Source organism: Pantoea sp. Sc1, assembly GCF_000255315.1.
Classification (GTDB): domain Bacteria; phylum Pseudomonadota; class Gammaproteobacteria; order Enterobacterales; family Enterobacteriaceae; genus Pantoea; species Pantoea anthophila.
Genome location: NZ_AJFP01000001.1, coordinates 1 through 26,545 on the forward strand (window position 1 = coordinate 1; position 26,545 = coordinate 26,545).

Annotated in this window: 28 protein-coding genes and 1 other annotated feature; of the genes, 14 read left to right on the forward strand and 14 right to left on the reverse strand. The window is 50.5% G+C overall.

The genetic code is table 11. From position 1 onward, the window contains the following. Positions 1–369: 369 nt before the first annotated feature. The 3 genes from clpB to rluD all read right to left on the reverse strand — a co-directional run bounded on the left by clpB (position 370) and on the right by rluD (position 4,774). Positions 370–2,943, reverse strand: coding sequence for an ATP-dependent chaperone ClpB (gene clpB / locus S7A_RS00005; RefSeq protein ID WP_009086781.1), 2,574 nt, complete (start codon positions 2,941–2,943; stop codon positions 370–372). Positions 2,944–3,068: 125 nt separating this feature from the next. Continuing rightward, positions 3,069–3,797: a purine nucleoside phosphorylase YfiH gene (gene yfiH, locus S7A_RS00010; RefSeq protein ID WP_009086783.1), complete on the reverse strand. Its 729-nt coding sequence runs from the start codon at positions 3,795–3,797 to the stop codon at positions 3,069–3,071. Continuing rightward, complete coding sequence (rluD, locus tag S7A_RS00015) at positions 3,797–4,774, reverse strand: 23S rRNA pseudouridine(1911/1915/1917) synthase RluD (protein ID WP_009086786.1); 978 nt, start codon at positions 4,772–4,774, stop codon at positions 3,797–3,799. The genes yfiH and rluD overlap by 1 nt, the downstream gene beginning before the upstream one ends. Before the next feature lie 129 nt (positions 4,775–4,903). Between rluD and bamD the strand changes: the two genes are divergently transcribed. The 4 genes from bamD (at position 4,904) to pheA (ending at position 7,649) form a co-directional block, all read left to right on the forward strand. Then, positions 4,904–5,635 (forward strand): outer membrane protein assembly factor BamD, encoded by a 732-nt coding sequence (bamD, locus tag S7A_RS00020; protein ID WP_009086788.1) that lies wholly within the window; start codon positions 4,904–4,906, stop codon positions 5,633–5,635. Positions 5,636–5,914: 279 nt separating this feature from the next. After that, positions 5,915–6,250: a ribosome-associated translation inhibitor RaiA gene (raiA, locus tag S7A_RS00025; RefSeq protein WP_009086789.1), complete on the forward strand. Its 336-nt coding sequence runs from the start codon at positions 5,915–5,917 to the stop codon at positions 6,248–6,250. 88 nt (positions 6,251–6,338) lie between these two features. Next, positions 6,339–6,463 (forward strand) — a sequence feature (Phe leader region). Beyond that, positions 6,340–6,387, forward strand: coding sequence for a pheA operon leader peptide PheL (gene pheL / locus S7A_RS21545; RefSeq protein WP_193387678.1), 48 nt, complete (start codon positions 6,340–6,342; stop codon positions 6,385–6,387). It overlaps the preceding feature by 48 nt. A gap of 22 nt (positions 6,464–6,485) precedes the next feature. Beyond that, positions 6,486–7,649, forward strand: coding sequence for a bifunctional chorismate mutase/prephenate dehydratase (gene pheA, locus S7A_RS00030; RefSeq protein ID WP_009086794.1), 1,164 nt, complete (start codon positions 6,486–6,488; stop codon positions 7,647–7,649). A 31-nt stretch (positions 7,650–7,680) separates the two neighbouring features. Here the strand turns inward: pheA and tyrA are convergent, their stop codons facing one another. Next, complete coding sequence (gene tyrA / locus S7A_RS00035; RefSeq protein ID WP_009086795.1) at positions 7,681–8,802, reverse strand: bifunctional chorismate mutase/prephenate dehydrogenase; 1,122 nt, start codon at positions 8,800–8,802, stop codon at positions 7,681–7,683. Between the two features lie 5 nt (positions 8,803–8,807). Then, the gene (locus S7A_RS00040) at positions 8,808–9,887 is read right to left on the reverse strand and encodes a 3-deoxy-7-phosphoheptulonate synthase (protein WP_009086797.1); all 1,080 of its coding nucleotides are present in this window, start codon (positions 9,885–9,887) and stop codon (positions 8,808–8,810) included. A 288-nt stretch (positions 9,888–10,175) separates the two neighbouring features. On the opposite strand from S7A_RS00040, the gene S7A_RS00045 reads away from it, so the two are divergent. After that, positions 10,176–10,712: a GNAT family N-acetyltransferase gene (locus S7A_RS00045; protein WP_009086799.1), complete on the forward strand. Its 537-nt coding sequence runs from the start codon at positions 10,176–10,178 to the stop codon at positions 10,710–10,712. Between the two features lie 213 nt (positions 10,713–10,925). On the opposite strand, the gene S7A_RS20605 is transcribed toward S7A_RS00045, so the two are convergent. The 4 genes from S7A_RS20605 to S7A_RS00055 are packed head-to-tail and all read right to left on the reverse strand — an operon-like array spanning position 10,926 to position 13,982. Further along, complete coding sequence (locus tag S7A_RS20605; RefSeq protein WP_071987787.1) at positions 10,926–11,834, reverse strand: FRG domain-containing protein; 909 nt, start codon at positions 11,832–11,834, stop codon at positions 10,926–10,928. Next, the gene (locus S7A_RS00050; RefSeq protein ID WP_009086804.1) at positions 11,818–12,873 is read right to left on the reverse strand and encodes a tyrosine-type recombinase/integrase; all 1,056 of its coding nucleotides are present in this window, start codon (positions 12,871–12,873) and stop codon (positions 11,818–11,820) included. Before S7A_RS00050 ends, S7A_RS20605 begins: the two co-directional genes overlap by 17 nt. A 1-nt stretch (position 12,874) precedes the next feature. After that, on the reverse strand, positions 12,875–13,123 hold the full coding sequence (locus S7A_RS21135; protein ID WP_141629797.1) for a hypothetical protein: 249 nt from the start codon (positions 13,121–13,123) through the stop codon (positions 12,875–12,877). Positions 13,124–13,130: 7 nt separating this feature from the next. Next, the gene (locus tag S7A_RS00055) at positions 13,131–13,982 is read right to left on the reverse strand and encodes a phage repressor protein CI (protein ID WP_009086806.1); all 852 of its coding nucleotides are present in this window, start codon (positions 13,980–13,982) and stop codon (positions 13,131–13,133) included. A gap of 122 nt (positions 13,983–14,104) precedes the next feature. Between S7A_RS00055 and S7A_RS00060 the strand changes: the two genes are divergently transcribed. From S7A_RS00060 to S7A_RS00095, 9 genes are all read left to right on the forward strand, one after another. Continuing rightward, positions 14,105–14,329, forward strand: coding sequence for a hypothetical protein (locus S7A_RS00060; protein WP_009086808.1), 225 nt, complete (start codon positions 14,105–14,107; stop codon positions 14,327–14,329). A 35-nt stretch (positions 14,330–14,364) separates the two neighbouring features. After that, on the forward strand, positions 14,365–14,874 hold the full coding sequence (locus S7A_RS00065) for a phage regulatory CII family protein (RefSeq protein WP_009086810.1): 510 nt from the start codon (positions 14,365–14,367) through the stop codon (positions 14,872–14,874). Positions 14,875–14,877: 3 nt separating this feature from the next. Further along, positions 14,878–15,066 carry a phage filamentation protein Fil family protein gene (locus S7A_RS20610; RefSeq protein WP_009086812.1) on the forward strand — a complete coding sequence of 63 codons (189 nt, stop codon included), beginning with the start codon at positions 14,878–14,880 and terminating at the stop codon, positions 15,064–15,066. Next, positions 15,030–15,368 carry a DUF5347 family protein gene (locus tag S7A_RS00070; protein ID WP_009086814.1) on the forward strand — a complete coding sequence of 113 codons (339 nt, stop codon included), beginning with the start codon at positions 15,030–15,032 and terminating at the stop codon, positions 15,366–15,368. The genes S7A_RS20610 and S7A_RS00070 overlap by 37 nt, the downstream gene beginning before the upstream one ends. Positions 15,369–15,437: 69 nt before the next feature. After that, positions 15,438–15,665, forward strand: a complete 228-nt coding sequence (locus tag S7A_RS00075; RefSeq protein WP_009086816.1) for a DUF2732 family protein — start codon at positions 15,438–15,440, stop codon at positions 15,663–15,665. Further along, entirely contained in the window at positions 15,665–15,892 is a 228-nt protein-coding gene (locus tag S7A_RS00080; RefSeq protein ID WP_009086818.1) for a TraR/DksA family transcriptional regulator, read from the forward strand. The genes S7A_RS00075 and S7A_RS00080 overlap by 1 nt, the downstream gene beginning before the upstream one ends. Further along, the gene (locus S7A_RS00085; RefSeq protein WP_009086820.1) at positions 15,889–16,689 is read left to right on the forward strand and encodes a DNA adenine methylase; all 801 of its coding nucleotides are present in this window, start codon (positions 15,889–15,891) and stop codon (positions 16,687–16,689) included. The genes S7A_RS00080 and S7A_RS00085 overlap by 4 nt, the downstream gene beginning before the upstream one ends. Continuing rightward, positions 16,689–19,058, forward strand: coding sequence for a replication endonuclease (locus S7A_RS00090; protein WP_033736015.1), 2,370 nt, complete (start codon positions 16,689–16,691; stop codon positions 19,056–19,058). The genes S7A_RS00085 and S7A_RS00090 overlap by 1 nt, the downstream gene beginning before the upstream one ends. 198 nt (positions 19,059–19,256) lie before the next feature. Next, entirely contained in the window at positions 19,257–19,442 is a 186-nt protein-coding gene (locus S7A_RS00095) for a hypothetical protein (protein ID WP_009086824.1), read from the forward strand. Between the two features lie 271 nt (positions 19,443–19,713). On the opposite strand, the gene S7A_RS00100 is transcribed toward S7A_RS00095, so the two are convergent. The 5 genes from S7A_RS00100 to S7A_RS00115 form a co-directional block, all read right to left on the reverse strand. After that, positions 19,714–21,939 (reverse strand): S8 family peptidase, encoded by a 2,226-nt coding sequence (locus S7A_RS00100; RefSeq protein ID WP_033736016.1) that lies wholly within the window; start codon positions 21,937–21,939, stop codon positions 19,714–19,716. 3 nt (positions 21,940–21,942) lie between these two features. Further along, positions 21,943–22,890 carry an AAA family ATPase gene (locus tag S7A_RS00105; protein WP_237712291.1) on the reverse strand — a complete coding sequence of 316 codons (948 nt, stop codon included), beginning with the start codon at positions 22,888–22,890 and terminating at the stop codon, positions 21,943–21,945. A gap of 11 nt (positions 22,891–22,901) precedes the next feature. Continuing rightward, positions 22,902–23,048: a hypothetical protein gene (locus tag S7A_RS21565; protein ID WP_237712293.1), complete on the reverse strand. Its 147-nt coding sequence runs from the start codon at positions 23,046–23,048 to the stop codon at positions 22,902–22,904. Between the two features lie 656 nt (positions 23,049–23,704). Next, positions 23,705–24,739: a phage portal protein gene (locus tag S7A_RS00110; protein ID WP_009086830.1), complete on the reverse strand. Its 1,035-nt coding sequence runs from the start codon at positions 24,737–24,739 to the stop codon at positions 23,705–23,707. Continuing rightward, on the reverse strand, positions 24,739–26,505 hold the full coding sequence (locus S7A_RS00115) for a terminase ATPase subunit family protein (protein WP_009086832.1): 1,767 nt from the start codon (positions 26,503–26,505) through the stop codon (positions 24,739–24,741). Before S7A_RS00115 ends, S7A_RS00110 begins: the two co-directional genes overlap by 1 nt. Between the last annotated feature and the right edge of the window lie 40 nt (positions 26,506–26,545).

Genomic DNA, 26,545 nt, shown 5'->3' on the forward strand with positions numbered 1-26,545 from the left:
GGAGACGCTGATATCAATCCTGCGAGTGCCCACACAGATTGTCTGATAAATTGTTAAAGAGCAGCGCGAACAGTGCGTTAGCGTCCTGTCGCGAGGTGGCGTATATTACGCTTTCCTCCTTCAGAGTCAACCTCTTTTTCAGAAGTTTTTCTCCGGCGGCTCAGTCTCCTGAACCTTCAACCCGTTTCCCGTTGCCGGTGTGCCGTGTCGATGGAGGCGCATTATAGGGAGCGGTTCAGATAGCGCAAGTGCAAATGACAACTTTTTTACCGACCGTTCACTTTGCACTCAATTCGCTGCCTTATTAAACAAAACTCAGGTAAACGGGCATAAAAAAACGGGCCAGCGGCCCGTTTTTATCTCGCAGGATTACTGATGAGCTGTAATCACATCGTTTTCCACATCCATCTGGATTGTTTTGCCCGGCACCAGTGAACCAGAAAGGATCTGCTGTGCCAGCGGGTTTTCGATCTGCTGCTGTATCGCCCGTTTCAGCGGACGCGCACCATAGACCGGATCGTAGCCATTCTCCGCCAGCAACCGCAGAGCCTCCTCGGAGATCTGCAACTGATAGCCCCGCTCCTCCAGACGGTGATACAGCCGCTGCAGCTGAATCTGAGCAATAGAGGCAATATGTTTCTCAGCCAGCGGATGGAACACCACGACCTCATCAATACGGTTGATGAATTCAGGACGGAAGTGCTGGCCAACCACACCCATCACAATCTCTTTCATTTCCGGATAGCCGAGATCGCCGAACCGCTCCTGAATTAAATCTGACCCAAGGTTAGAGGTCATGATCACCACGCTGTTACGGAAATCGACCGTTCTGCCCTGTCCATCCGTCAGGCGTCCATCATCCAGCACCTGCAGCAGAATGTTAAAGACATCAGGATGCGCCTTTTCGACCTCATCCAGCAGGATGACGGAGTAAGGACGACGGCGTACCGCTTCAGTCAGATAACCGCCCTCTTCATAACCGACATAGCCCGGAGGGGCACCCACCAGCCGTGATACCGAATGTTTTTCCATAAATTCGGACATGTCGATTCGCACCATGGCATCGTCACTGTCGAACAGGAAGTTAGCCAGCGATTTACACAGCTCGGTCTTACCTACACCGGTCGGCCCCAAGAACAGGAACGAACCGATAGGACGGTTAGGATCCGACAGACCAGCACGGCTGCGACGAATCGCATTGGATACCGCCTCAACGGCTTCATCCTGTCCGATAACCCGGCCATGCAGCTCCTGCTCCATCCGCAACAGCTTATCGCGCTCGCCTTCCATCATTCGTGCTACCGGGATACCGGTCCAGCGGGCCAGCACATCGGCAATCTCCACATCTGTTACCCGGTTACGCAGTAACTTCATGGTTTTGCCTTCCGCCTGGGTGGCTGCAGCTAACTGTTTTTCCAGGGCAGGAATTTTACCGTACTGCAGCTCTGACATCTGAGCGAGATCGCCCTGACGACGGGCCTGCTCTAAATTGAGACGCGCCTGCTCCAGTTCAGCTTTGATGTTCTGCGTGCCGGATAATGAGGCTTTCTCGGTTTTCCACTCATCTTCAAGCTCGGCATACTCCCGCTCTTTCTGATTCAGCTCGCTCTCCAGCATCTCAAGGCGTTTGATGCTGGCATCATCAGCCTCTTTCTTCAGTGCCTGCTGCTCCAGCTTCAGCTGAATGATGCGACGCTCCAGGCGATCCAGTGACTCCGGCTTCGAGTCCATCTGCATACGAATGCTGGATGCCGCCTCGTCGATCAGGTCAATCGCCTTGTCAGGCAGCTGCCGGTCCGCAATGTAACGATGAGAAAGCGTTGCAGCCGCGACGATCGCCGGGTCAGTGATCTGCACATGATGATGCAGTTCATAACGCTCTTTCAGGCCGCGCAGAATGGCGATGGTATCTTCGACACTCGGTTCAGCCACAAAGACTTTCTGGAAACGGCGCTCCAGCGCAGCATCTTTTTCAATATACTGCCGGTACTCATCCAGCGTAGTGGCACCGACACAGTGCAGCTCGCCACGCGCCAGCGCGGGTTTAAGCATATTGCCGGCATCCATCGCGCCGTCAGCTTTACCGGCACCGACCATCGTGTGCAGCTCGTCGATGAACAGAATGACGTTTCCTTCCTGCTTCGACAGATCGCTCAGCACCCCTTTCAGGCGCTCTTCGAATTCACCGCGATATTTAGCACCGGCCACCAGCGCACCCATATCCAGCGCCAGAACCCGCCGGCCTTTCAGACCTTCAGGCACTTCGCCATTGATAATGCGCTGCGCCAGCCCTTCAACAATCGCTGTTTTACCCACGCCGGGTTCACCAATCAGCACCGGGTTATTTTTGGTACGGCGCTGCAACACCTGGATGGTGCGACGGATCTCTTCATCACGGCCGATAACCGGATCGAGTTTGCCCTTCTCGGCGCGCTCGGTCAGATCGATAGTATATTTCTTCAGTGCCTGGCGCTGATCTTCAGCCCCCTGATCGTTCACGTTGTCTCCTCCCCGCATTTGTTCAATCGCACTGGTGATTTTTTCGCGAGTGGCACCTGCCGCTTTGAGCAGATCGGCCAGAGAGCCGCGTGATTCCAGGGCAGCCAGAACAAATAATTCAGATGAAATAAAGTTGTCGTTGCGCTTCTGCGCCAGTTTGTCGCACAGGTTTAATACCCGGACGAGGTCAGATGAGGGTTGAACATCCCCTTCGCTGCCTTCAACCTGCGGCAGGCGGTCAATGGCCTGCTCAACCTGCGCGCGAAAAGGTGTCACGTCGACACCGGCCGACGTCAGTAAAGGCGAAACCGATCCGCCTTCCTGTTTGAGCAATGCGCTCATCAGGTGCAGAGGTTCAATAAATTGGTTGTCGTGTCCCAGAGCCAGGGACTGCGCGTCGGCGAGAGCCAGCTGAAATTTGTTGGTAAGACGATCCAGACGCATAATTCCTCCCATTACAGGTCAAAATGCTACTGGAGATTAAATGAGGTCATCCCTCAAATTTTCAAGGTTAATGACCTGAGATTTGAGTAAAAAATACGCTAACTGGACCGTCTTATCGCGTAAGGTTATAACAGCCAGATCAAAGTTGCCATACGCCCGGTGATCCCATCGCGGCGGAAAGAGAAGAAATCGTCACGCTGTGTAAAGGTACAGCGGCTGTCGGCGCTGATGGAACGGACGCCTGCAGCCTGCAGTCGCCTGCGCGCCAGCAGCCAGATATTGGCGTAGAATCGCTCTCCCGACGGATGAAAAGCCTGTCCGGCGTGGGGGTCCTGAGCCACAAAGGCGTCGCGCACTTCGGCACCGACCTCAAACGCATCCGGGCCGATTGCCGGCCCCAGCCAGGCATGAATCTGATCGGGCGGCGATCGGAACTGCGCCAGGGTATTTTCCAGAACGCCGGCACAGAGGCCACGCCAGCCGGCATGCGCGGCCGCCACTTCAGCACCGTCCTGCGAACAGAACAGCACCGGCAGACAGTCAGCCGTCATAATGGCGCAGACCACGCCAGGCTCGGAGGTAATGCAGGCATCAGCGCGTAATGGCGTCTCTCCGCCCTCAGCCAGACGCACGACGCCGGTGCCGTGCACCTGATCCAGCCACTGTGGCATCGCAGGCAACCCCGCCTCATCAACCAGCAACTGACGGTTACGCGCAACCGCGCCGGGATTATCCCCCACGTGCCCGCCCAGGTTAAGCGCATCCCACGGGGAATCACTGACTCCGCCCTGGCGGCGGGTTGAGCAGGCCCGGACACGCGCCGGTGCGGGCCATTGAGGAATAATCAGATCCATTACCAGTCCATCTGGTCTTTAAATTCTGCGGTGTCTGCTTTTAACGCCGCAATCAGATCGACCATGTCCTGCGGGATGGCCGCATGAAACTCCATTTCAATACCGCTGATAGGATGGTAAAGACGCAGCATCGTAGCGTGCAGCGCCTGACGGTCGAAGCCCCGTAGCGTAGCGATAAACGCCTCTGACGCGCCTTTTGGCGGACGCGGGCGACCACCGTAGAGCGGATCGCCCACCAGCGGATGGCTGATGTGTGACATATGAACGCGGATCTGGTGAGTACGCCCGGTTTCCAGACGCAGACGCAGACGCGTGTGCGCACGGAAATGCTCCATGATGCGGTAGTGCGTGACCGCCGGTTTCCCCATCGGGTGTACGGCCATGTGCGTACGTTTGGTGGAGTGACGACTGATCGGCTCTTCGACCGTGCCGCCCGCGGTCATATTACCTATCGCAACGGCTTCATATTCGCGGGTAATTTCACGCCGCTGCAGTGATTCCACCAGATGCGTCTGTGCCGGTACGGTTTTCGCCACGACCATCAGGCCGGTCGTGTCTTTATCCAGGCGGTGTACGATGCCCGCACGAGGCACATCCATGATCGCAGGATAGTGATGAAGCAATGCATTCAGCACCGTGCCATCCGGATTACCGGCACCGGGATGCACCACAAAATCGCGGGGTTTATTGATGACAATGATGTCTTCATCTTCGTAAACGATGTCGAGTGGCAGATTTTGCGGTTCCCAGCGCTGTGCCTCCTCAATCTCAGCGTTAATCGCGACCAGCTCGCCGCCCAACACTTTTTCTTTTGGGGTATCGACCATGACGCCGTTTACCGTCACGCGACGATCGAGGATCCACTCTTTTATGCGTGAACGTGAATAATCAGGGAACAATTCCGCCAAAGTCTGATCTAAGCGTTGTCCGAGTTGTGATTCGGATACCGTTGCGGTGAGTTGAACTTGTTGTGCCATATACAGCTTCTTCGTTAACGTTGGGTTTTCACGGCGATGCCGTTTAATATAATGTGCTATCGTACCTGGTCATTACCGGGAGCTATACGGACAGCTTCCGCCATAACATTTGAGGATAATCACTTCGTCATGACGCGTATGAAACATCTGGTGGCTGCTGCCACACTGAGCCTGGCACTTGTTGGTTGTTCCGGCTCAAATGACGCGGTACCGGACAGCCCGCCTTCTGAAATCTATGCCACAGCGCAGCAAAAGCTGCAGGACGGTAACTTTAAAGCTGCGATTAAGCAACTGGAAGCGCTGGATAATCGTTATCCGTTCGGTCCTTACTCGCAGCAGGTGCAGCTGGATTTAATCTACGCGTACTATAAAAATGCCGATCTGCCTCTGGCACAGGCTGCCATTGCGCGCTTTATGCGCCTCAACCCGACCCATCCGAACATCGACTATGTCATCTATATGAAAGGTCTGACGGACATGGCGCTGGATGATTCAGCACTGCAGGGCTTCTTCGGTATCGATCGTTCTGACCGCGACCCGACGCACGCACGTGATGCTTTCCGTGACTTCTCACAGCTGCTGCGCAGTTACCCGAACAGTCAGTATGCCGCTGACGCGCAGAAACGTCTGGTCTACCTGAAAGATCGCCTGGCCAAATATGAGCTTTCAGTGGCGCAATTCTATACTAAGCGTGAGGCTTATGTCGCGGTTGTTAACCGGGTTGAAGGGATGATGCGCGATTATCCGGATACGCAGGCGACACACGACGCACTGCCGCTGATGGAGAATGCCTACCGCAACCTGCAGCTGAACGCTGAAGCGGATAAAGTGGCGAAAATCATCGCGGCTAACAATAGCTGACAGCAGGCTGCGTTTCAGCCATAAAAAAAGCAGCCGGAAAGGCTGCTTTTTTTTGCTCACAAAACAGTCATAACTGGATCTGAAATCAGCGAGCTAACCCATCAAGAATGCCGGGTTTATCGGTTCGCTTCAAGGTATTTCCGCCCGTTTCTGAGCCTTTCTCACAGATTGTCAAAACTGACAAAAAGTGACATTTTTCCGTGATAGAAATCTCACATTCAGCGCTTTTTCGCGCTATGCTGAGAAGACCAAGACGGAAATGACAGAGAGGTAAGAACGATGATTCTGAACATTACCAGTAAGCAAATGGAAATCACCCCGGCCATCCGAAGCCATGTTGAAGACCGTCTCGCCAAGCTCGAAAAATGGCAAACCGACCTGATTAATCCGCATATTGTTCTGTCGAAAGAGCCCAAAGAATTCGTGGCCGATGCCACCATTAACACCCCAAACGGGACTCTGGTGGCCAGTGCCAAACATGACGATATGTACACCGCGATCAACGACCTGATTGCGAAGCTGGAGCGCCAGCTCAACAAAGTACAGCACAAGTCTGAAGCACGCCGCGCCAGTGCCAGCGTGAAAGACATCATTCCTGCTGACGAAGCGTCCTGATTTTCTTAACGCGCCTCCGGGCGCGTTTTTTATTGACAGCTTTTAAGCTGTACGGTTACTCTCCCCCTACTCCTTTTACGGACATTTCCATGAAACATGATCTGTTTTTCTTCGCTTTCTTTTTTACCTTCCCCTGAACGGGAGGCCATTCGTCGTGAGAAAATGAAAGCGAAGACGAACAACCAAGCCTCCCAGCCGGGAGGCTTTTTTTTTGGATAGCATACAGGTGAGCCCTATGAATCCCGACAATCCATTGCTGGCGCTACGCGATAAGATCAGCGCAGTGGATAAAAAACTTCTGACGCTGCTGGCTGAGCGTCGTCTGCTGGCAGTGGAAGTTGCGCAGGCCAAGCTGGCTACACATCGCCCGATTCGGGATGTCGAGCGCGAACGCGCGCTGCTGGAAAATCTGATTGTGCTGGGTAAGGCCCATCACCTGGATGCGCATTATATCACCCGTCTGTTTCAGCTGGTCATTGAAGATTCCGTTCTGACCCAGCAGGCGCTGCTGCAAAAGAACCTCAACCACCCTCATGCCCATGCGGCGCGTATCGCCTTCCTCGGTCCTAAAGGCTCTTACTCCCATCTGGCGGCACGCAACTATGCATCGCGCCACTTCGATAATATGGTGGAGTGTGGCTGCCTGAAGTTTCACGACATCATCAAACAGGTCGAAAATGGCGCAGCCGATTACGCCGTCATGCCGATTGAGAACACCAGTTCAGGCTCCATCAATGATGTTTATGACCTGCTGCAGCAGACCAGCCTCTCCATTGTGGGTGAACTGACGCTGCCTATCGACCACTGCGTCCTGGTGAAGGGTAGCAGCGACCTGCAGCAGATAGAGACGGTTTACAGCCATCCTCAGCCGTTCCAGCAGTGCAGCCAGTTTATTAACCGTTTCCCGCACTGGAAAATCGAATATACCGAGAGTACGGCCGCGGCAATGGAAAAGGTCGCAGCGCTCAACTCCCCTGCCGTTGCGGCCCTGGGCAGTGAAGCCGGTGGTGAACTCTATCAGTTGCAGGTGCTGGAGCGGAATCTGGCCAATCAGCAGCAAAACCACACCCGCTTCATCGTGCTGGCGCGTAAGGCGATCGATGTGTCAGATCAGGTGCCAGCCAAAACCACGCTGATCATGGCAACCGGTCAGCAGGCGGGCGCGCTGGTCGATGCGCTGCTGGTACTGCGTCAGCACAACCTGATTATGAGCAAACTGGAATCACGCCCGATTCACGGTAATCCGTGGGAAGAGATGTTCTACATTGATGTGCAGGGCAATCTGCAATCAGAGCGGATGCAGCAAGCGCTGCAGGAATTACAGACAATGACCCGCTCGCTGAAGGTGCTGGGCTGTTATCCCAGCGAGAATGTCGTGCCCGTTGAACCTGCCGAATAGAAAAAAGGCATCCGGAAGGATGCCTTTTTCTTTATGGGCGGCTGTCGTTCGCCGATCGCAGCAGGCTGCGACTCTCAATGAGGAAGCGTCGGGCATGATCGCCAAACCACTGCTCTACGCGATTAAAGCTGGCGATAAACGCCTGTTTGTCACCCTGCTCCAGCAGCGCAATCGCTTCACCAAACCGCTGGTAGTAACGTTTAATCAGCGCCAGATTACTCTCTGAAGACATAATGATATCGGCGTAAAGCTGCGGGTCCTGAGCGAATAACCGCCCGACCATTGCCAGCTCCAGCCGGTAAATCGGTGATGAAAGCGCCAGCAGCTGGTCAAGATTGACGTTCTCTTCGGCTAAATGCAGGCCATAAGCAAAGGTGGCAAAGTGACGCAGCGCCTGGATAAACGCCATGTTCTGATCGTGCTCAACCGCACTGATGCGATGCAGGCGCGCACCCCAGACCTGAATCTGCTCCAGGAACCACTGATACGCCTCCGGCTGCCGGCCATCACACCAGACCACCACCTGTTTCGCCAGGCTGCCACTGTCCGGGCCGAACATCGGATGCAGACCCAGCACCGGACCATTATGGGCGGCCAGCATCGCCTGCAGAGGGCGGTTTTTGACCGACGCCAGATCGACCAGAATGCAGTCGTCTGGCAGAGGGGGTAATTGTGCAATCACCTGTTCAGTCAGGTGAATTGGCACGCTGATGATGACCATACCGGCATCACGGAGTAAGGTCTCCGCCTGCGGCCAGTCCTCTTTATCCAGCGTTTTCACCGTATAGCCTGACAGGCCGAGCATCTTTTCAAAGAGTCGGCCCATCTGGCCCTTGCCGCCAACGATCACCACCGGACGCAGTGCCGGGCATAGGGTTTTAAAGCCTTTATCATTCTCGCTGGTATAGGATTCGCGCATCACGCGACGCAGCACATCCTCAATCAGATCCGGCGGCACACCGAGCGCTTCAGCCTCTTTGCGACGGGAAGCCAGCATTGACGCTTCCCGTTCAGGCACATAGATAGGCAGGCCGTAACGGCTTTTAACTTCCCCTACCTCAGCGACCAGCTCCAGACGTCTGGCCAGCAGATCAAGGAGCGCTTTATCAACACTATCAATTTGATCGCGTAACGCGGTCAGTTCAGCCACCATTCCTCTTATACCTCTTGTGACAGACGCGCCGACAGCACTCCCTTCAGATCCTGATGCATCTCACGCAGCAACGTTTCGGTCACGTCCCAGCTGATGCACGCATCGGTGACGGAAACGCCATATTTCATTTCGCTGCGTGGCAGTTCAGAAGACTGGTTACCCTCATTGATATGGCTTTCCAGCATCAGACCAATGATTGAACGGTTCCCGTCTTTGATCTGGGCGATAGCGGATTCCGCTACGCCAGGCTGACGGCTGTAGTCTTTGTTCGAATTACCATGGCTGCAATCTATCATTAAGGCAGGACGCAGTCCCGCCTTCTGCATCTCTTTTTCACACTGTGCGACATCTTCAGGACCGTAGTTCGGCGCTTTACCACCACGCAGAATCACATGCCCATCCGGGTTGCCCTGCGTCTGCAGCAGGCAGACCTGACCCGCCTGATTGATGCCGACGAAGCGATGCGGCATTGCCGCGGCGCGCATCGCATTGATCGCCGTGCCAAGGCTGCCATCGGTGCCATTTTTAAAGCCTACCGGCATGGAGAGACCCGAAGCCATTTCGCGGTGCGTCTGGGATTCGGTCGTGCGTGCGCCAATCGCGGACCAGCTGAACAGATCACCCAGATATTGCGGGCTGTTTGGATCGAGCGCTTCTGTCGCCAGCGGCAGGCCCATTTCAACCAGGTCCACCAGCAGCTTACGAGCGATGTGCAGACCCGCTTCCATATCGAACGAGTTATCCATGTAAGGATCGTTGATCAGCCCTTTCCAGCCGACGGTGGTGCGGGGTTTTTCAAAGTAGACGCGCATAACGATATAGAGCTGATCGCTCAGCTGTTCAGAAAGAGTTTGCAGACGACGCGCATAGTCCAGTGCGACTTCGGTATCGTGAATTGAACAGGGTCCGCATACCACCAGCAGACGCGGATCGCGCCCGGCAATAATGTCAGAGATGGTCTGGCGTGAAGCCGCAACCTGCTCCTGCTGTTCCGGCGTCAGTGGAAACTTCGCTTTCAGCTCTTCAGGTGTAATTAAAACCTGTTCACCGGCGATGTGCACATTGTTCAGCGCGTCTTTTTGCATGATGGCGATCCTTTATCTCGTATTAGCGGTTCTGGACTCCTCGCTGAGGATTGACGTCACTGTATCACAGCCGGTACAGAGCGCAAGATAGTATGTACACATTAATTACCACAGATCAATAACCGTCGCAGCTCACTATAAATTAAGCAATAAAATCATATATATAAATAATAACACAGAAGAAAGCACCAAGGCTAAAATGTAATTATATCTTTACACCCGCTTTTGTTGTTTTTCTTACCGGCGCAGGCAAAATGAAACGATTAAGGGTTTGCATCCGGGAATGATATGCCTTCTTCACCACGCACGACGCATCTGCGACCTTTCCTGTTAAGCGATGTCCCTGCGTTTACCGCTGCGGTGAACGCCTCGCTGGACAGCCTGATCCCCTGGATGGCCTGGGCACATCACGACTATCAGTCGCATGAGGCGGAAAGCTGGATCCGCTTTACCCACTGGCAACGGATGCGGGAAGAAGCTGAAGAGTTTGCGATTGTCGATCAGCACGATCAGCTGCTGGGAGGCGCAGGCGTGCGCTTTGCCCGCCATCCCGGCGCTGCCAGTGCAATTGGCTACTGGGTGCGTAGTGATGTTCAGCGTCAGGGGATTGCGACCCGTGCCGTCGCCGCTTTATTGCCGCTGGGGTTTTCACGACCTGAAACACGGGTAATTGAGATTCTGGTGGCCGAGGATAATCTCGCCAGCAGAGCCGTCGCGGAGAAGTCGGGCGGCGATTTTATTGGCTGTCGTTACGGCCTGATCGTGCTCAATGACGGGCCGGTCAATACCGCGATTTATCATTTTCAGCGGCCAGAGACTGCTTAACGGCAGGCAACAGGACAAAAAAAAGGGGCTGGCAGATGCCAACCCCTTGTTTGCTATTAACTTTCAGATGTCGCGTTAGCGATACCTTAGTTAAGACGCTTTTTCAAGACACCATTGATATATAACGATTTTCATTATAAAACAGTTAGTTAATACTATATCTGGTGCATCCAAAGGCAGTCACGTACATGCTGTGTAGTCAGTTTGTGGACACTATAAAGAACTGTCGTCACCTCGCCCGCTTCGACCAAATCCATATGACTCAGAGATAAATTTTGCTGATTTGTCAATTTCTGGAAACAAGGTTCTTTCATGTATCCCTAGCATCGCAAGGTCTTCCCTTATTTTTGCTTTATCATCTTCATGTATCCAAATTCGATCTTGCCGTATACGATTACTCATTCTGCCAGTATTTTTTAATATTCCATGCAATAAAAAAGCTCCAGACTGGGCAATTATTCTTTTATTAGACATTTTGGGTTTGACATAAATAGGCCGCAGCAAATCCTCAGGATCTATAATATTCCGAAAATGAGACTTCTCCATTCTAACGTGGGAAACCAAAATATCAGCTATTTCTGATAAATTAAACGCTGGAACATCATCCGTAGAAATTATTGCATCAAGAAGAAGCTCTTTTTGCTTTTTTGTTAAGTTAGCAATATTAGCCATGCAGCTCACCCTATCACTATCATAGTATCGCTGCCTATCTTTTGGTATTGATAATGCCTGAACTGCTCCATGAAATTCGTCAGCATCCAAACTTGGTTCAGAAGCAAACCATAAAGCTACTAAGGGGTTAATGGTAACATCTAGCAATCGCGTGGGCAGTCCGAAGTGTTGCATTCTCACTAACCTATCAAACATCGTCTTATCAGAATCAAACTCTCCCGGATGCAAAGAAACGATATCTCTTACAGCTAAGTTTTCGCTGTTGTAAACATTATTGTCATTCCTAAATATTTTAGGAGACGATTGCCACCCATAATGTCGCTGACCTCGAAACGCTGTAGGAGGCGAATCATCTAAATTCCAATTTACGACATGATTAACAAACTCTGAAACGGTTTCAATTCTATTTACAGGGCGAAGCCTTTTAATATCCTTACTCAAAATTTTCATTAAGCAGTCCTTTGGGATTTTTTACTCTTGCTAAGGGATTCAACGAAGCTGCCTCTTCTAAATGATCAGGAGCAAAATGAGCATACTTCATCGTCTCACGTATGTTTGCATGACCGAGAATTCTTTGCAGTACCAGAATATTGCCACCATTCATCATAAAATGGCTGGCAAAAGTGTGCCGGAGAACATGAGTTTTCTGGCCTTCTATAAGCTGGATAGTTGTAGTAGCTAGCATCTTCTTGAAGTCCTGATAGCATGGCTTAAACATCCTTCCTTGCCGCTCCTTTAGCTCGTCATAAAGCCATTGCTGAATAGGAACCGTTCTGTTTTTGCCGCCTTTAGTTTTAAAGAATGAAAGTTTATTAGGTGACAGCTGCGAACGGGTCAGTGTTTCCGCTTCGGTCCAACGCGCACCTGTAGCCAAGCAAACTTTGCATATCATCTTTAAATCTGGCTTTCCGTAAAGCTCGCACCCATCCAGAAGCTCGGTGATCTGCTTTAAGGTAAGCCAGGACATTTCCTTTTCGTCTTCCCGGAATGTCCGAACGCCTTCAAGTGGGTTAGGTAAAGACCATTCCCCTAGTCTCTTAAGCTCATTGAAAACAGCGGCAAGATAGTTTTGCTCTCTGTTAACCGTTATGGGTTTTACTTTCCATTTAGAAGGGTCATCGTGATAGCCGTTGGAAATCTCACCCTTAAGACGGCGATCACGATAATGCGCCCAATCTTTTGCCGTCAGCTGAGAAGCTATCGGGTCCCCTAATCCAGCACACACTATATCTAGTTTTGCCTTTCGAGATTTAACGGCCTTGAGTGACTGCCCGTGCAAAGAGTCCCAGAGTTTAATTAATTCGCTTAGCTTCCTGCGATCTTCCTTTTCCTTTATCCACGGTTTATTTTCAGCCTCAGCGCGTGTGAAATCTTCAAAGGCTACCGCTTCCCCTTTTGTTGTAAAGCTTTTCCTGATGCGTCTACTGCCACGTCCATCTAAATAAAAATCAGCAAGCCATTCGCCAGATGAAAGTTTTTTAATGGACATGTTATCTAACCAGTGTTTTTTTGTATTCAGAAATATTATTAATTAGGATGATAACGCACATAGCCGCTAATAAATATGAAACCCAAGTTGGCGTAAAAAAACTGAAAAGCATAATTGTGCCTAAAGCAGCACCACCAAGGCATAGACTTATGAAAGCCTTGAAACCTACGATGCTTTTGGTTTTGCAATTGTAGTGAGCTGAACCAATGCCGCTCACTATTGCTATTATTAATAAAATAAATTCAGCCATAGTTTACCTATAAACATTTAGATATAGTCAGCATGACAAACCCTATAGGGGTTACATCAGTATCTAAGCATTCAAATGAAGATGTATTGTTGGTAACTTTAATTCTATTACCCGGAAGGCGCGACACGGTATAAATATCTTTATAGCCATCTATATCTAATAACCAATCACCATTTCCAATAGTTTGAGCGCCCCCCTCAACAATCCAAGAAATCGAGCCGCGCTGGATAAATATAGGGTTAGTTAAGTCAAGGCCAAACAGAGAAAGATTGAAACTCACATTATCCTGATTCTCTAAGGTGCCTCCAGAGAGTTTTCGTGATGGTATGGATGGTATCATTTGCTCAGTTGTATTCCTCGCTGGTAATGCCTCATCCTCATGACCAGTAGCTAACCAAGATAGAGAAACCCCCGTATCTAGGGCGCAAGTAATGACCACATCACCAGGGAAGTAATCTCTCCGGACCCAGGCGCTCATCGTGGCTGAAGGAATATCAAGCAAGTCACCAAGCTGCTTCTGCATATTGAAGCCATATGCGTGCATTATGCGATCTAAGACCGCCCGCCCGCCATTAGCCAGCATGGCATCGTGTAGTTTTTTCCCTTTAAGAGATGAATGCCTCTCGCCCCCACAACTTACATTTGTAAGTTCACCGCTAACGAGCCATTTGAGATTCGCACCAGTATCCAGTGCGCACTGAACGATGTAGTCCCCTGGCAGGCTCTGACGAGATACCCAGTTCTGGATTGTAGGCAAAGGAATTTTAAGCAGTTCGGCCAGCTCTGGGCGTGAGCTAACACCATAAGATTTAAGGATTCTTTCAAGTATGCCCTTCACATCGCTGTTGTAATCGGTCATATGCCCTTCAACTAATCCAAAATGATCTGTTTACACAGATACAATTGGAATATATCATCCATTTCGTTAATGAAAATGCACGCCAATGCACCATACATACTGCCAACTGGAGATAATCCCCGATGACCAATCAAATTACAATACCTAGTGGCCCCGACCTGATGACGTATGAACAGTTCGCGCAAACCTATGGTTACTGCCTCCGCACCGTAAAACAGATGGTTGAAGACGGCGATTTGCTTGTAATGCCTCGCAAAAAAGCCGGTGGTGCAGCCCGGATCAATATGGTTGCCTTTCGCGCGCGTTTGCTCGCTCAGGGTATCAATTGCCACTACGTCGCTGCGTAACAACTTAATTATTTAAGTTGAGCAAAGGAATGACCATGTTTGATTTTAAGACATCCACCCATAACCACTATGACGATGCGTGTCGCAAGTTTGCGCTGACTCACAACATGCGTGAGCTGGCCCAGCAAGCGGGCATGAAAGTGCAGACGCTTCGCAACAAACTTAACCCTGATCAGATGCATCAGCTGACCGTCGCAGAGTTGCTGTTGCTTACAGACCTGACCGAAGACGCGACTTTGATCGATGGGATGCTGGCGCAGCTGCACTGTCTGCCGTGTGTTCCAGTTAACGAGCACGCTGCTGAGAAGTTCCCGGCCTATGTTCTCAACGCTTCTGCACAGGTAGGAACTCTGGCTGCCAGTGCGGCTAATCACGCCAGCATTACAACCTCATGCCGTCGCGGGATCGTTGAAGCAGCTAATACCGGCATTCGCTGCATGATGCTGGCAGCCCTTGCCGTACAGACTCGCGTTCAGTCAAACCCTGCGCTGTCAGGTACTGCCGATGTGTTAAGCGGTATCGGTGCATCAATCGGGATGGTATGAGGCATGGCATTTTCAGTGGCCCCGCTTCTGAAGCGGCAAAGCCCGTCCCACGCATACGGCCACGGCTGGATTGCGGCAGATAAGGGCAGGCGCTGGCACCCGGCAATTTCACAGGCCGAACTGCTGGCAGGATTAACCGGTAAGAGGAAAGAATCATGGCTTACAAGGCTGAAAGTATCACTGTTCAGATGAACGCTGGGCAGCGTGCCAGTGCGCTTAATCACATCTCTGCGCTTCGCACCATGATGCACGGCGATTGCAGCAATGAACTGAAACGCTTTATCGCAGACATGCGTGATAAGCGCGATCACCAGGCAGAACATAATAGCCGCGCACTGAGCGCGATTTTCTTCCTGGCAAATATCAGCAAAGAACGTCACGGCGTTGATTTTAGTGAACTGACGAGTGACGAAAAAACGGCGCTGATTTGCGCAATGAATCACTTAAAAGCAGTCGTGAGTTTATTTCCAAAGAATCTGACGTTACCTAATTAATTAACCCAAAGAAATTAAATGGCGTAAACCCGCCGGGCATTCTTTTGCCCGAATTCAGGAGAATGAGAAATGCGAAATATCCAGACCCGTAGTTTTAAAGCTGACGACGACGCGCTTAATGCCCTGCTGAGCAAGGCCAAATCTGAGCAGCGTAGTGATGATGCCATGTCAGTTTCTATCCGCTTGGCCGCGCTGGCGATTCATGCCCGCAAAGAGGAAATGTCTGCGGCGGAAATCATCGAGCTTCTGGACAAAGAAGCAGATCGCTTTGAGAACCAGGCGCAGGAGATGCACTGATGGCCGATTCAATGGATCTGGTACAGCAGCGCGTGCAGGAAGAGCTGGCGCGCAATCTGGCAAACGCGACTCACCGCCCCGCAGGGGCGAGTGAGTTTTTCTGCCTTTCATGCGGCGAAGAGATTCCGGAGCAGCGCCGCCGCGCACTGCCGGGCGTTTCCCTCTGCGTAACCTGCAAACAAATCAGTGAGCTGAAAAGCGCGCATTACAAAGGTGCAGCGTTATGAAAACCATTCTGAAATGGGCCGGCAGCAAGTCCGGCCTGATGCCTGAACTGATTAAGCACCTGCCCGCCGGTGATCGTCTGGTTGAGCCGTTTGCCGGTTCCTGTGCGGTCATGATGAATACGGATTACCCGGCTTATCTGGTAGCCGACGTGAATCCCGATCTGATTAACCTCTATCGCCAGGTTAAAGAACATACGCGCCCGTTTATTGTCGTGGCGTTATCACTCTTTAATCAGAACAAAACGGAAGAGAGTTATTATCAGGTCCGCAAAGATTTTAACTTCAACGCGGCACTGCCACTGCTGGAACGTGCTGCGCAATTCCTCTACCTGAACCGCCACGGCTACCGTGGCCTTTGCCGTTATAACAAGCGCGGCGAATTTAATAATCCTTACGGCCATTACAAACAGCCATATTTCCCTCTGGCCGAAATTGAGGCTTTTGCCCTGAAGTCCCAGCGCGCTACGTTTGAATGCCTGGGCTACAGCGAAACCCTGAACATGGTCCGTGCCGGTGATGTCGTGTACTGCGATCCGCCTTATCACGGCACGTTTACCGCTTATCACACCGATGGGTTCAGCGAAGATGATCAGCATTCGCTGGCCTGCATCCTGCTGGGTATCTCTGAGCGTAACCCGGTCATCGTTTCAAACAGCGACACGATGTTTACCCGCAGTATCTACCGCGAATTTGGCCTGACCAAAATCACTGTTGCCCGCTCTGTTGGCGTGGCCGCCGGTGAAGGTAAGAGCGCGCCAGAAATCATCGCGGCGCGTCACATGAGTCTGGCGGTGTAATGGCTCAGGTATTCGCATACCCGTGGAATGCCCCTAAAAGGGCAATAAATCCACAGCTGGACCCGGCGGAAGTTGCGCCGGTGTCTGCGCTTTCAAACCTGATCGCTCTCTATGCTGCTGACAACGAGCAGGAGCAGCTGCGCCGTGAGACATTGAGCGATCAGGTTTGGGACCGCTACTTTTTCAACGAATCCCGCGATCCTGTTCAGCGCGAAATTGTGCAGGACAGAATCATCAGCCGGGCAAAGATGGCCCGCGAACAGCAGCAGTACAATCCTGATCTGGTCATCGTGGCAGATGTCAGCGCCCAGCCGTCGCACATCAGCAAGCCTCTCATGGACCGCATTGAGTTTTTCCACAATCTCGGCAGGCCGCAGGCTTATTCCCGCTATCTGCGCGAAACTATCCGCCCCTGCCTTGAGAGGCTGGCACGCGTGCGCGAAAGCCAGATTTCACCCTCATTCCGGTATATCGCCGGTCACGACGGGCTGGACGGCCTGCTGGCCTTGCCTGAAATGAACCAGAATCATGTCAAGCGTTTGTCAACGCTGGTTGCTGCTCACATGAGCATGTGTCTCGATAAAGCCAGCGGGCATCTGTTCGTCAGTGACGATGTGACGCCGGAGCAGGTCCGCCAGGCATGGGAAGCTGTTGCAGCGGAAGCAATGCGCCTGGACGTAATCCCCCCGGCCTTTGAGCAACTGCGCCGCAAAAAGCGCCGCCGCAAGCCAGTGCCCTATGATCTGATCCCGCCATCGCTGGCCCGTATGCTCTGCGCGGATTGGTGGTATCGCAAGTTATGGCAGCTGCGTTGTGAATGGCGTGAAGAGCAGCTGCGTGCCGTCTGCCTGGTCAACAAAAAAACGTCCCCCTACGTCAGCTATGAAGCAGTGATCCATAAGCGCGAGCAGCGCCGGAAATCTCTGGAGTTCTTCCGCTCACATGAGCTGGTCAGCGACGACGGCGATACGCTGGATATGGAAGACGTGGTGAATGCCAGCAACAGCAATCCGGCACACCGCCGTAATGAAATGATGGCCTGCGTTAAGGGGCTGGAGCTTATCGCAGAGATGCGCGGCGACTGCGCCATGTTTTACACCATCACCTGCCCTTCGCGTTTCCACGCCACCCTGAAAAACGGCAGACCCAATCCTAAGTGGACCACGGCCACGGTTCGCCAGAGCAGTGATTATCTGGTTGATACGTTTGCCGCCTTCCGCAAGGCCATGCACAAAGCCGGGATGCGCTGGTATGGCGTGCGGGTTGCGGAGCCGCATCATGATGGAACCGTACACTGGCACCTGCTGTGCTTCATGCGCAAAAAAGAGCGCCGTTCAGTCACTGCCCTGCTGCGGAAATTTGCCATTCGTGAAGACCGCGAAGAGCTTGGCAGCAATACAGGTCCGCGCTTTAAGGCTGAGCTGATCAATCCGCGCAAAGGTTCACCGACCAGTTATATCGCCAAATATGTGAGCAAGAATATTGACGGGCGCGGACTGTCGGAAGAGATCAGCGCAGAAACGGGTAAATCACTGCGTGACAGCGCGGAGAACGTGGGCGCTTGGGCATCACTTCATCGTGTGCAGCAGTTCCGCTTCTTTGGCATTCCGGGCCGCCAGGCTTACCGGGAACTACGTCTGCTTGCCGGTCAGGCGCTGAGAAATCAAAGCGATAAAAAAGCCGGGGCGCCGGTGCTTGAAAACGCGCAGCTGGACGCCGTGCTGGCCGCTGCAGATGTGGGCTGCTTTGCCACCTACATCATGAAACAGGGCGGCGTGCTTGTTCCGCGCAAACATCACATTGTCAGAACCGCTTATGAGCTTAACGATGAGCCTACCCCTTACGGCGATCACGGCACCCGTATTTATGGCATCTGGTCCCCGTTAGTGGCGGGCCGCATCTGCACGCACGCAACGAAATGGAAAATGGTCCGTAAGGCCGTTGACGTTCAGGAGGCGACAGCCGACCAGGGCGCTGGCGCCCCTTGGACTCGTGGCAATAACTGTCCCCCTGATGAAAAACTGAACATTTCAGGGGGTAAGCCGGTATCTGTTGAACCTGTCGAGCCGGGTGAAACGCCTGTGTATGGTCCGGCAGACTTCAACAACATGACCAGAAAACAGCGCCGTGATCTGCTGGCGCGTCTCCGGGTGGTTAAGCCGCGCCAGAAACGGAGTTATAAGCAGGAAATTGACGATGATCAGCGGGCGCTTCTGGTTGCAGAACTGAGGGTAAGAGGATTTACCGGGGATGAAAGAGAAACAAACCTGCTTCTGTCAGGGGGGAGTCTGGATTCTGGTGCAGGTATGCGCATTTTCTACCGGAACGCGCGGCTGCAGGAAGACAATAAGTGGCATCAATGGATCTGAACTAATAAAGCTGGCACAAGCGAAGCCGCTAACGGCAGGTAGTAAACGCTTTATCCAATCAAAATAACAGTTTGTAATCGCTGAATATCGCAGTTTTCATTTTCAGATTAGGACCGATTGAAAGAAAAAACATTTCACATTTCGCAACGCACCCACTACTGTATGCTTATACAGTTTTTAGAGTAAAGGGAGGGTTAGATGGACACTCAAGATTTGGCACCGATAAATCGTAAGATGGCTTGCGTTCAGTTCATTGCTGAGGTATCGCTTATAGCAAATTGCAAGCAATCTGACATGAAACTGGCAATGAGTATCATTGCAGAGTTAGCACATTCGAGTTATGAGAATGTCTCTGAAGATGAAATTTTTTACGCTGTAGAATAGGGAATCTTGTGGACAACTTGCAGGCAGTATGGGAAGACGATAGCTGCATCACTGATAACCGCGCTGGCGTCAAAAGATGTGTTTGGCACAAGCGTGGTTAAAACAGATAAGATTAGCTGTTAATTCACCCTTCCTTTAGGTACATATGAATATGTAAATAAAGGATTTCGTCCATAATCTTGAAATATTTTAATATTCCTAGCAAGTGTAAAAATTTAAAAAAATCAGGCGATACATAAAATTAACCGCCTGATTTTAATAGCATTATTCTTTAAACAAGACCATCAAGATTGATATCTTGCTCGATGTTTGCAACTTCAACTTTATTACCTAATCGTTGCGTCATCGAGTTATAAATGGCTGGATCTTTTCCGTGAGTTTTGAAGGTTAAAACAAAAGCAACATCTTGTTCCTCAATCTCATGATGGGTTGAAAAACCAAATTGGAATAAATCCCTTGTAAAAATTCTTGCATATAATCTTACTTTATCATTATCAACAGAAACTCCCTTGAAGGATTTTCCATGGTGTCTTACAGGACTCCATTTTGCTAACTCTTGACGAGAATCAACTTCTTTATCAGTCGATTCCCGCATTGAACCAAGCAAACTCTTCGTTTTTCCATCATTAGAAACATGCTGTAAGGCGCACTGTAATCTTGTAGAAAAATAATTATCGCCACCTAATTCGGATACCAAAGGTTTAATAATAGCAGTTAAGATTATATCCCCTTTTATTTTCCCACCAATAATCATCTCAGATGGTAGAGGGATATCGTTCCAGTAGTATGAACTCCCTGCTTTTAACTTTGAATTCCATGCCAGAGTGACAGTGCCGTCATCGCACAACCAAGGCATTGCATTTCCTTTATGCCAAGGTGTTCCCCATCCAAGACGTACGTCATGCTCAATTTGTTCAGCTTTGTTTATCAGTAAAGCTTTTACTAAGTCAGGTGTTGGGTTCTTGATATTTTTGAAAGTGTGGGCCGCTATAGATGATACAAGTGGGGCGCTAAAACTAGTGCCAACATCTACATCGCCTCCAATCATCCTTAGTGTTGAGAACCATGAAAGCTCAGGTTTCTTCATCCCAGCTGGAGCCGGGCCACGTAAACTGTGTGGACAGGCTTGATCAACATCACCATTATTATTCGCCGTTCTTCCGGCAATAGTAAGAGCCGCCTCACAATCTGCTGGAGGACACAACTTTGATTTATTAGAATTATCAATATTCCCAATTGAGATAACTGGTAATATATTAAACTCCCGAGCTATTGCATTAATTTCATGGCCAAGATAACTTATTTCTTCAAAATTTTTTGAAGGACTTGATTCATTGAAGGATAGATTCCATACAGAAGCTTCTCCTTTTGTTCTTTCTGCGACGCGTCTTAGATAGTTTATGAACTGCTCGGAAGTTGGCTGATTAGCTACTCCAACCTTGTTAATTGCTTGAACACTTATGAATTTACACTCTAAGCTTGGAAGTGATAAATTATTGTTCCAGCCTGAAGCTTGACAGATTATAGATGTTACTCGATTTCCATGTTTTAGATCGGCGTCAGACTGTTCAATTAAAGGTCTTATTTTCATTACGTTAAGTGGCAAGTATGATGGTGCCGAGCAACCTCCATCGACAATAACTACTACTGGTGCATTTTCATGATCAATTCTCTTAGGTGAAGGTTCTTCACCGCTTCCAGGAGGTGTCGATTTAGTTGTAATAGAATTCACTGGTTCAATTCTATATATAGCACCTGAACTAATTAATTTCTGAAAGTCATTTTTTGTTTTTAAAATGGTTGTAAAAGAGAGATAACCTTCAGCTAAATATCTATTAAGTCGTTCAATAAAATTACTGTCAGCTGAATTATTTTCAGCCTCTTCAAATACATTGGTAAATTTTTTGTCACCAAACTTAAGCGTTCCGTCTTTGACTAAGCTTTTAAGTTCATTTGCAACCGAAATGCGCGCATTAGAATCATGAAAAGGCAAAAGCCAAACATTAAATTCTTTTTCCGCCTTCTCGTTAATATCAAATAAATCATCGTTATTTCTTAAAATTTCTTTTTTACCAAACCCCGATATACTTTTTAGCCTAGAAATATCTACTTTAATCTTATCCGTCTGAGCAGATTTGATTCTATTAATAACATCATCCAATTTGGCTTTATAGGTTTCAACGAGAAACCCCTTATATGCTGGAGATACGATTCTTGTGAGTGAGTTAGTTTCAAAAAGGTCATTAGGGGTCCATGAAGGAGCCAAAGAATCATCAAACATTTTAACCAAAAGATGTATTTTACCGGAGTGTGGGATTAACTCCTCATCACTCTGGATATCCTTAAGGCTTTCGCTCAAGGACTCTTTTTGCGCTTCTAAACGTGACCAGCTTATTCCGTCAGCATTTTTACCCCCCCCGGTCACTCCTTTCGGTACAGGCTTTTCCAAAAAACTTAATATCGGATTTATTGTAGCTTTACCATTGCCAGTTGCCATGACTTATTCCTTTATATAATTAGAAACTGTTTGCCTACTAATATTAAGTAAACTTGCAACTTCAGACTGTGTGAAAAGTTTAGTGCTATAAAGAATGTTACTTACTATCTTGTTTTTTGCTGAATCGAGTTCATTTACACCTGGCATGGCAAAGTTTTTTAAATCACTATCTACAATAGAAAAAATAACTGATGGTACGTTTAATTTTTTATTTTTTAACAACGAATCTCTTCGCGCGGATATGGCAATAGTTTCAATATCTGCACCGCTCAAGCCTGAGGATACAGCTCCTAATGCTTTTAAATCTTTAGCATCACCATTATCCTTAAAGAGGAAATGGTTCCATAATTCTTCCCTTAAATCCTGATTAGGTAAGTCAAAACTAATCTTGAATGGAAATCTCCTCCATATGGCAGGATCTAACAATTCGGCATGATTAGTTGCAGCTATTACTATTGAGCTATCATCTAAAGAATCTAAGCCCTGTATTAATGTGTTTACCACGCGCTTTAGCTCACCGATTTCATGTCTGTCATCCCTTACCTTAGCTACTGCATCAACTTCATCCAACAACAGTATTCCATTATTCGAAGGTACAAAATCAAATATTTGACGCAGATTTTTTGCTGTATCGCCCAAAAGAGAAGAGATAACTGAATCTAACCGGACTACATATAATGGCCTATTAAGTTGAGAGGCAATATGTCCAGCAATTAAGGTTTTCCCCGTTCCTGGCGGGCCTGAAAGCAGTAAGCTGAGTCTGCTTGAAAGACCATTTTCGATAAGTTTTTCTTGATATTTAACACTTTCCACAAAAGTTGTAAAGGTATTGCGTTCTTTTTCATCGAGAAAAAGCGGAGTTACAGGCCATTGATGCTCTTCAATCAAAGGCATTCGGGATTTGGGGTCAACGGGCAAACTTGCGCTATATCCTGAGCTACGTAAGGGCACGCCTTTACGCCTTAAGACGGATTTAATTTTTTTGCATTATCCAGGTCTTCGGCGCTCACTGCACGAGCAATACGATTACTAACACTGCGTACCTCTGAATAATTCGCATCTAATGATGCTTCAATCAAAGCTACAATATCATCTACTAAAATTTCCATGAGTATTCCTAACTAACAAATGACAAAACAAAAATGCTTTTTGTACTGTAAAATCCATCTATTGTTAACGTTAATGGCTACTTTGTCAAACATCCACCCGGATACGCTTTTGAGAAAGAATGATGCAAAAAAGAAAAGAATAGGTTAACTATTTTTACTAAATATACATATAAATAGCTTTTTTAAATTAGTCACTTACACCTGAATTTCAGATCAAGGCACAGATTTTCTATGTGGGATTTTAATGGGTAACCTTTGGAAAACTAAGTTGGAGTTGTCGACTAACCTAATATCGAGCAACTTATAAAATTTTGACCAACGTCCCGCATTGAGTTTCAAGTTGAATGCATGCCTATGCTGCATGGATTCGCATGATCCCAAAAGGATCTCCGCTGCTCCAGCACGCCAGTGATGGCGGGCTTTTGCTTAAATCATGCAGGTGCATGAAAACCACTGCATAAAGCGGGCAGGCGTGGCGGGGGTACGAGCGCGCGCTGAGGGGTGCAGGCGGTCAGAATGCGGCGCAATTTCCGGGCCGCTGGCGTGTCGTTGAGGCTGGGGCGGGTCAGAGGCTCAAAAAAAAGAGCGCCCCGCAAAATGGTGCTGGGGCGCTCTGGTGGCGTATGTGGTGAATCAGTCGGGGCGTCGGTGTCTTTCTATTCGAGAATGTAAGGGCCGAACCGTATAACCTCTTCACCCAGCCAGCTGTTCAGTTCCTCAAAGCGTCTCTGCAATGGGATGAGTTCATTACGCACAAACACCTTACTGGCTTTTTCCACGTCACCGAATCCGCCGGTGTTGCTGGGGATAATCCCCATAAGCTGCGGCGGAACGCGATGCACGGCCAGCATATCGTCACGGCTCACGTTCTTGATGTTCAGAAACTCATCCTTTGCCGCCACCTCTGACAGCGGGATGATCTGAATGCCGTCCTTTTTCCCGTTCGGACTGTACATGAACAGGTTGCGGAAGTTGCCAGGGCCCTTCGCGCTTTTCATGGCGCTGCGGATATTATCTACGTCCTGCTGACTTTGCGCCGGGTCTGTCATGTACATGATGAACCCCGCGTGGCTGCCGTTGAGGTAATACTTGCGGCGGAACAGCGTAGCCGATTCATTGAGCAGCGCCGAAGGAATAGCTGACAGGTAGCCCGGCACACCGTAGAGCTCCTGATTGATGTCCGGCTCCATCAGGTGGAAGACGCTGCCCTTTGCAAACTCATACGGCTCCGCATTAATGCCATAGTGCGCATACCAGTACGTGTCAAGGTCGAGGCCGCGCCGGGTGTACTTCGCCAGCGACGGTTCCAGCTTCAGCACGTTACCCAGGCGGCTGGTCCGCTTTTCAAGATAGGCGTTTGCAAAGACAAGATAGTCCATCGCAAAGCGGGTAAAAGCCTGCTGACTCAGCAGCGGGTGCGGGATAAAGGTACTCGCCAGAATATTGCACTTTACGCTGATCGGTGAGCTGTGATGCACAGCAGCGCGGAGTGTGCGTGAAAGTCCATCAACGCTCACGGGCGGTTCATACCAGCGATCATTAGCTACGCACTCCACGTAGTCCAGCAGTTCGCGGCGGTCCAGGACCGGGACCGGGTCGCCAAAGGTAAACGCCTCCGACGCCGCCCCGCTGGTCATGTTATCCGGCTGAGGCACGGGCTGCGTGCGGGTGCGGTTCCTGCGTTTACTCATCAGTAAATCTCCACAATGTTCTGCGTGTGTGCCGCCTGTCCCTGCAGCGGCTCGTTTGCCAGCGCGTGCATGGTCGCCCAGGCTAAATCGCCGTGGCTGACTTCTTCGCTGCGGCTGGTTTCATAGGTCGGACGGTTGCCGCTGGCCGTAGTGGCCTTGCGGATAGACATAAATGACTGCGCAATGTCGAGGTGGCTGGCGTCAAATTCCAGCCGCCCGCTGGCGATGGTGTCGTAAGCCTTCAGCACCAGGGCGTTCTTCACGTTCGGGTTATAGACAAACTCCTTCACCTGCGGGAAGAAGGATTTGACGTTCTCGTATACGCCCAGCCCGACGCCGGTGGAGTCGATGCCGATATAGGTCACGTTATACTGCTGCGTCAGCGTCCTGATGGCGTCAGCCTGCGCCCGGAAGTCCATGCCGCGCCACTGGTGGCGCTCAAGGATGCGGAACTTACCGCCCGGCACGGCGGGCGGCGCCATGACCACGCACCCGGCGCTGTCGCCGTTCTGCGTGCCCTTCGCCGGGTCATAGCCGATCCAGACTTCTTTCCAGCCAAACGGGCGCAGCGCCAGCGCCTCAAAGTCGGTCCAGACTTCCCAGCTGTCCACCATGCACTTCTGCAGCATGGCCAGCTGAAAGACCGACGCCAGATCGTCCATAAAGACGCACATCAGCAGGTTCTGGTAATCCTCCGGGCTGTAGCGCGTGCGCAGCTGCTCCAGGTCAAACAGGTCACAGCCGCCGCGCACTGCATCTTCAACGGTGACGATCTGGCGAAACTGACCGTCTTCACAGAGGCGGCCTGCGGCCAGTGACTGATGGCTGAGGTCAATATCAACCCGGTCCGCTTTGGCCCGGCCCTTGTTAAACTGCGAACCGGACCAGAACGGATAGGCGCTGTGTGTGAGGCTGGAGGGCGTGGAAAAGTATGTTTCGCGCCACTTTTTATGCAGCGCCATGCCTGAAGCCACTTTCTGCAGTTCCTGAAACTTGGGAATCCAGAAATATTCATCCAGGTAAAGATTTCCGTGATAGCTCTGCGCGGTACGGGCGTTGGTGCCTAAGAAGTACAGGCACGCGCCGTTACTGAGCGTCATCGGGTCGCCCTTCAGGTCTACATCCACCTCGCGGGCAAATTCGATAATGTACTGTTTAAAGACGTGCGCCTGCGCCTTACTGGCTGACAGGAAAACCTGATTACGCCCGGTGGTCAGCGCATCCATCAGCGCCTCGCGGGCAAAAAAGAATGTCGCCCCGATCTGGCGCGACTTCAGCAGGTTGCGGACCGAGTATTTATTTCCGGCCTCCCACCACTGGCGCTGGTAGCCGAACATCGAGCCGTGGAAAATCTCCTGCAGCTTCTCAATCTGCTCATCGGTGAACAGGTTCTTTATTGGCGCTGAACGCGGGCCTTTGTTGCGATTTTCCACGTTCGGGTTCAGGTCCGCTTCATTGCCGCCGTTGCTGAACTTGCCGATCCGGGCGTGGCGCTCGGACTGGCGCGCCAGCAGGTCAATTTCCTTAAAGTCTTTCCCTTCCTTCTGCTCCTTCATGATGAGCTGGCAGTAACGTGCGGCAGTGGTCAGCTGCATCTGATCGAGCGGGCCGTAGTCGCCCCACCTGTCGCGTTTCTTCCAGCTGTGAACGGTTGCGGGTTTCTCTCCCAGCATTTCAGCAATGCGGGCGATGCGGTATCCCTGAAAGTACAGCAGTAAAGCCTGCCTGCGGGGATCGAGGTCGTCGGGGGCGGGTGTCATGTTCATGCAGCCAAAATACGGCCCCGCTGCCACCTTTTCTGCTGCC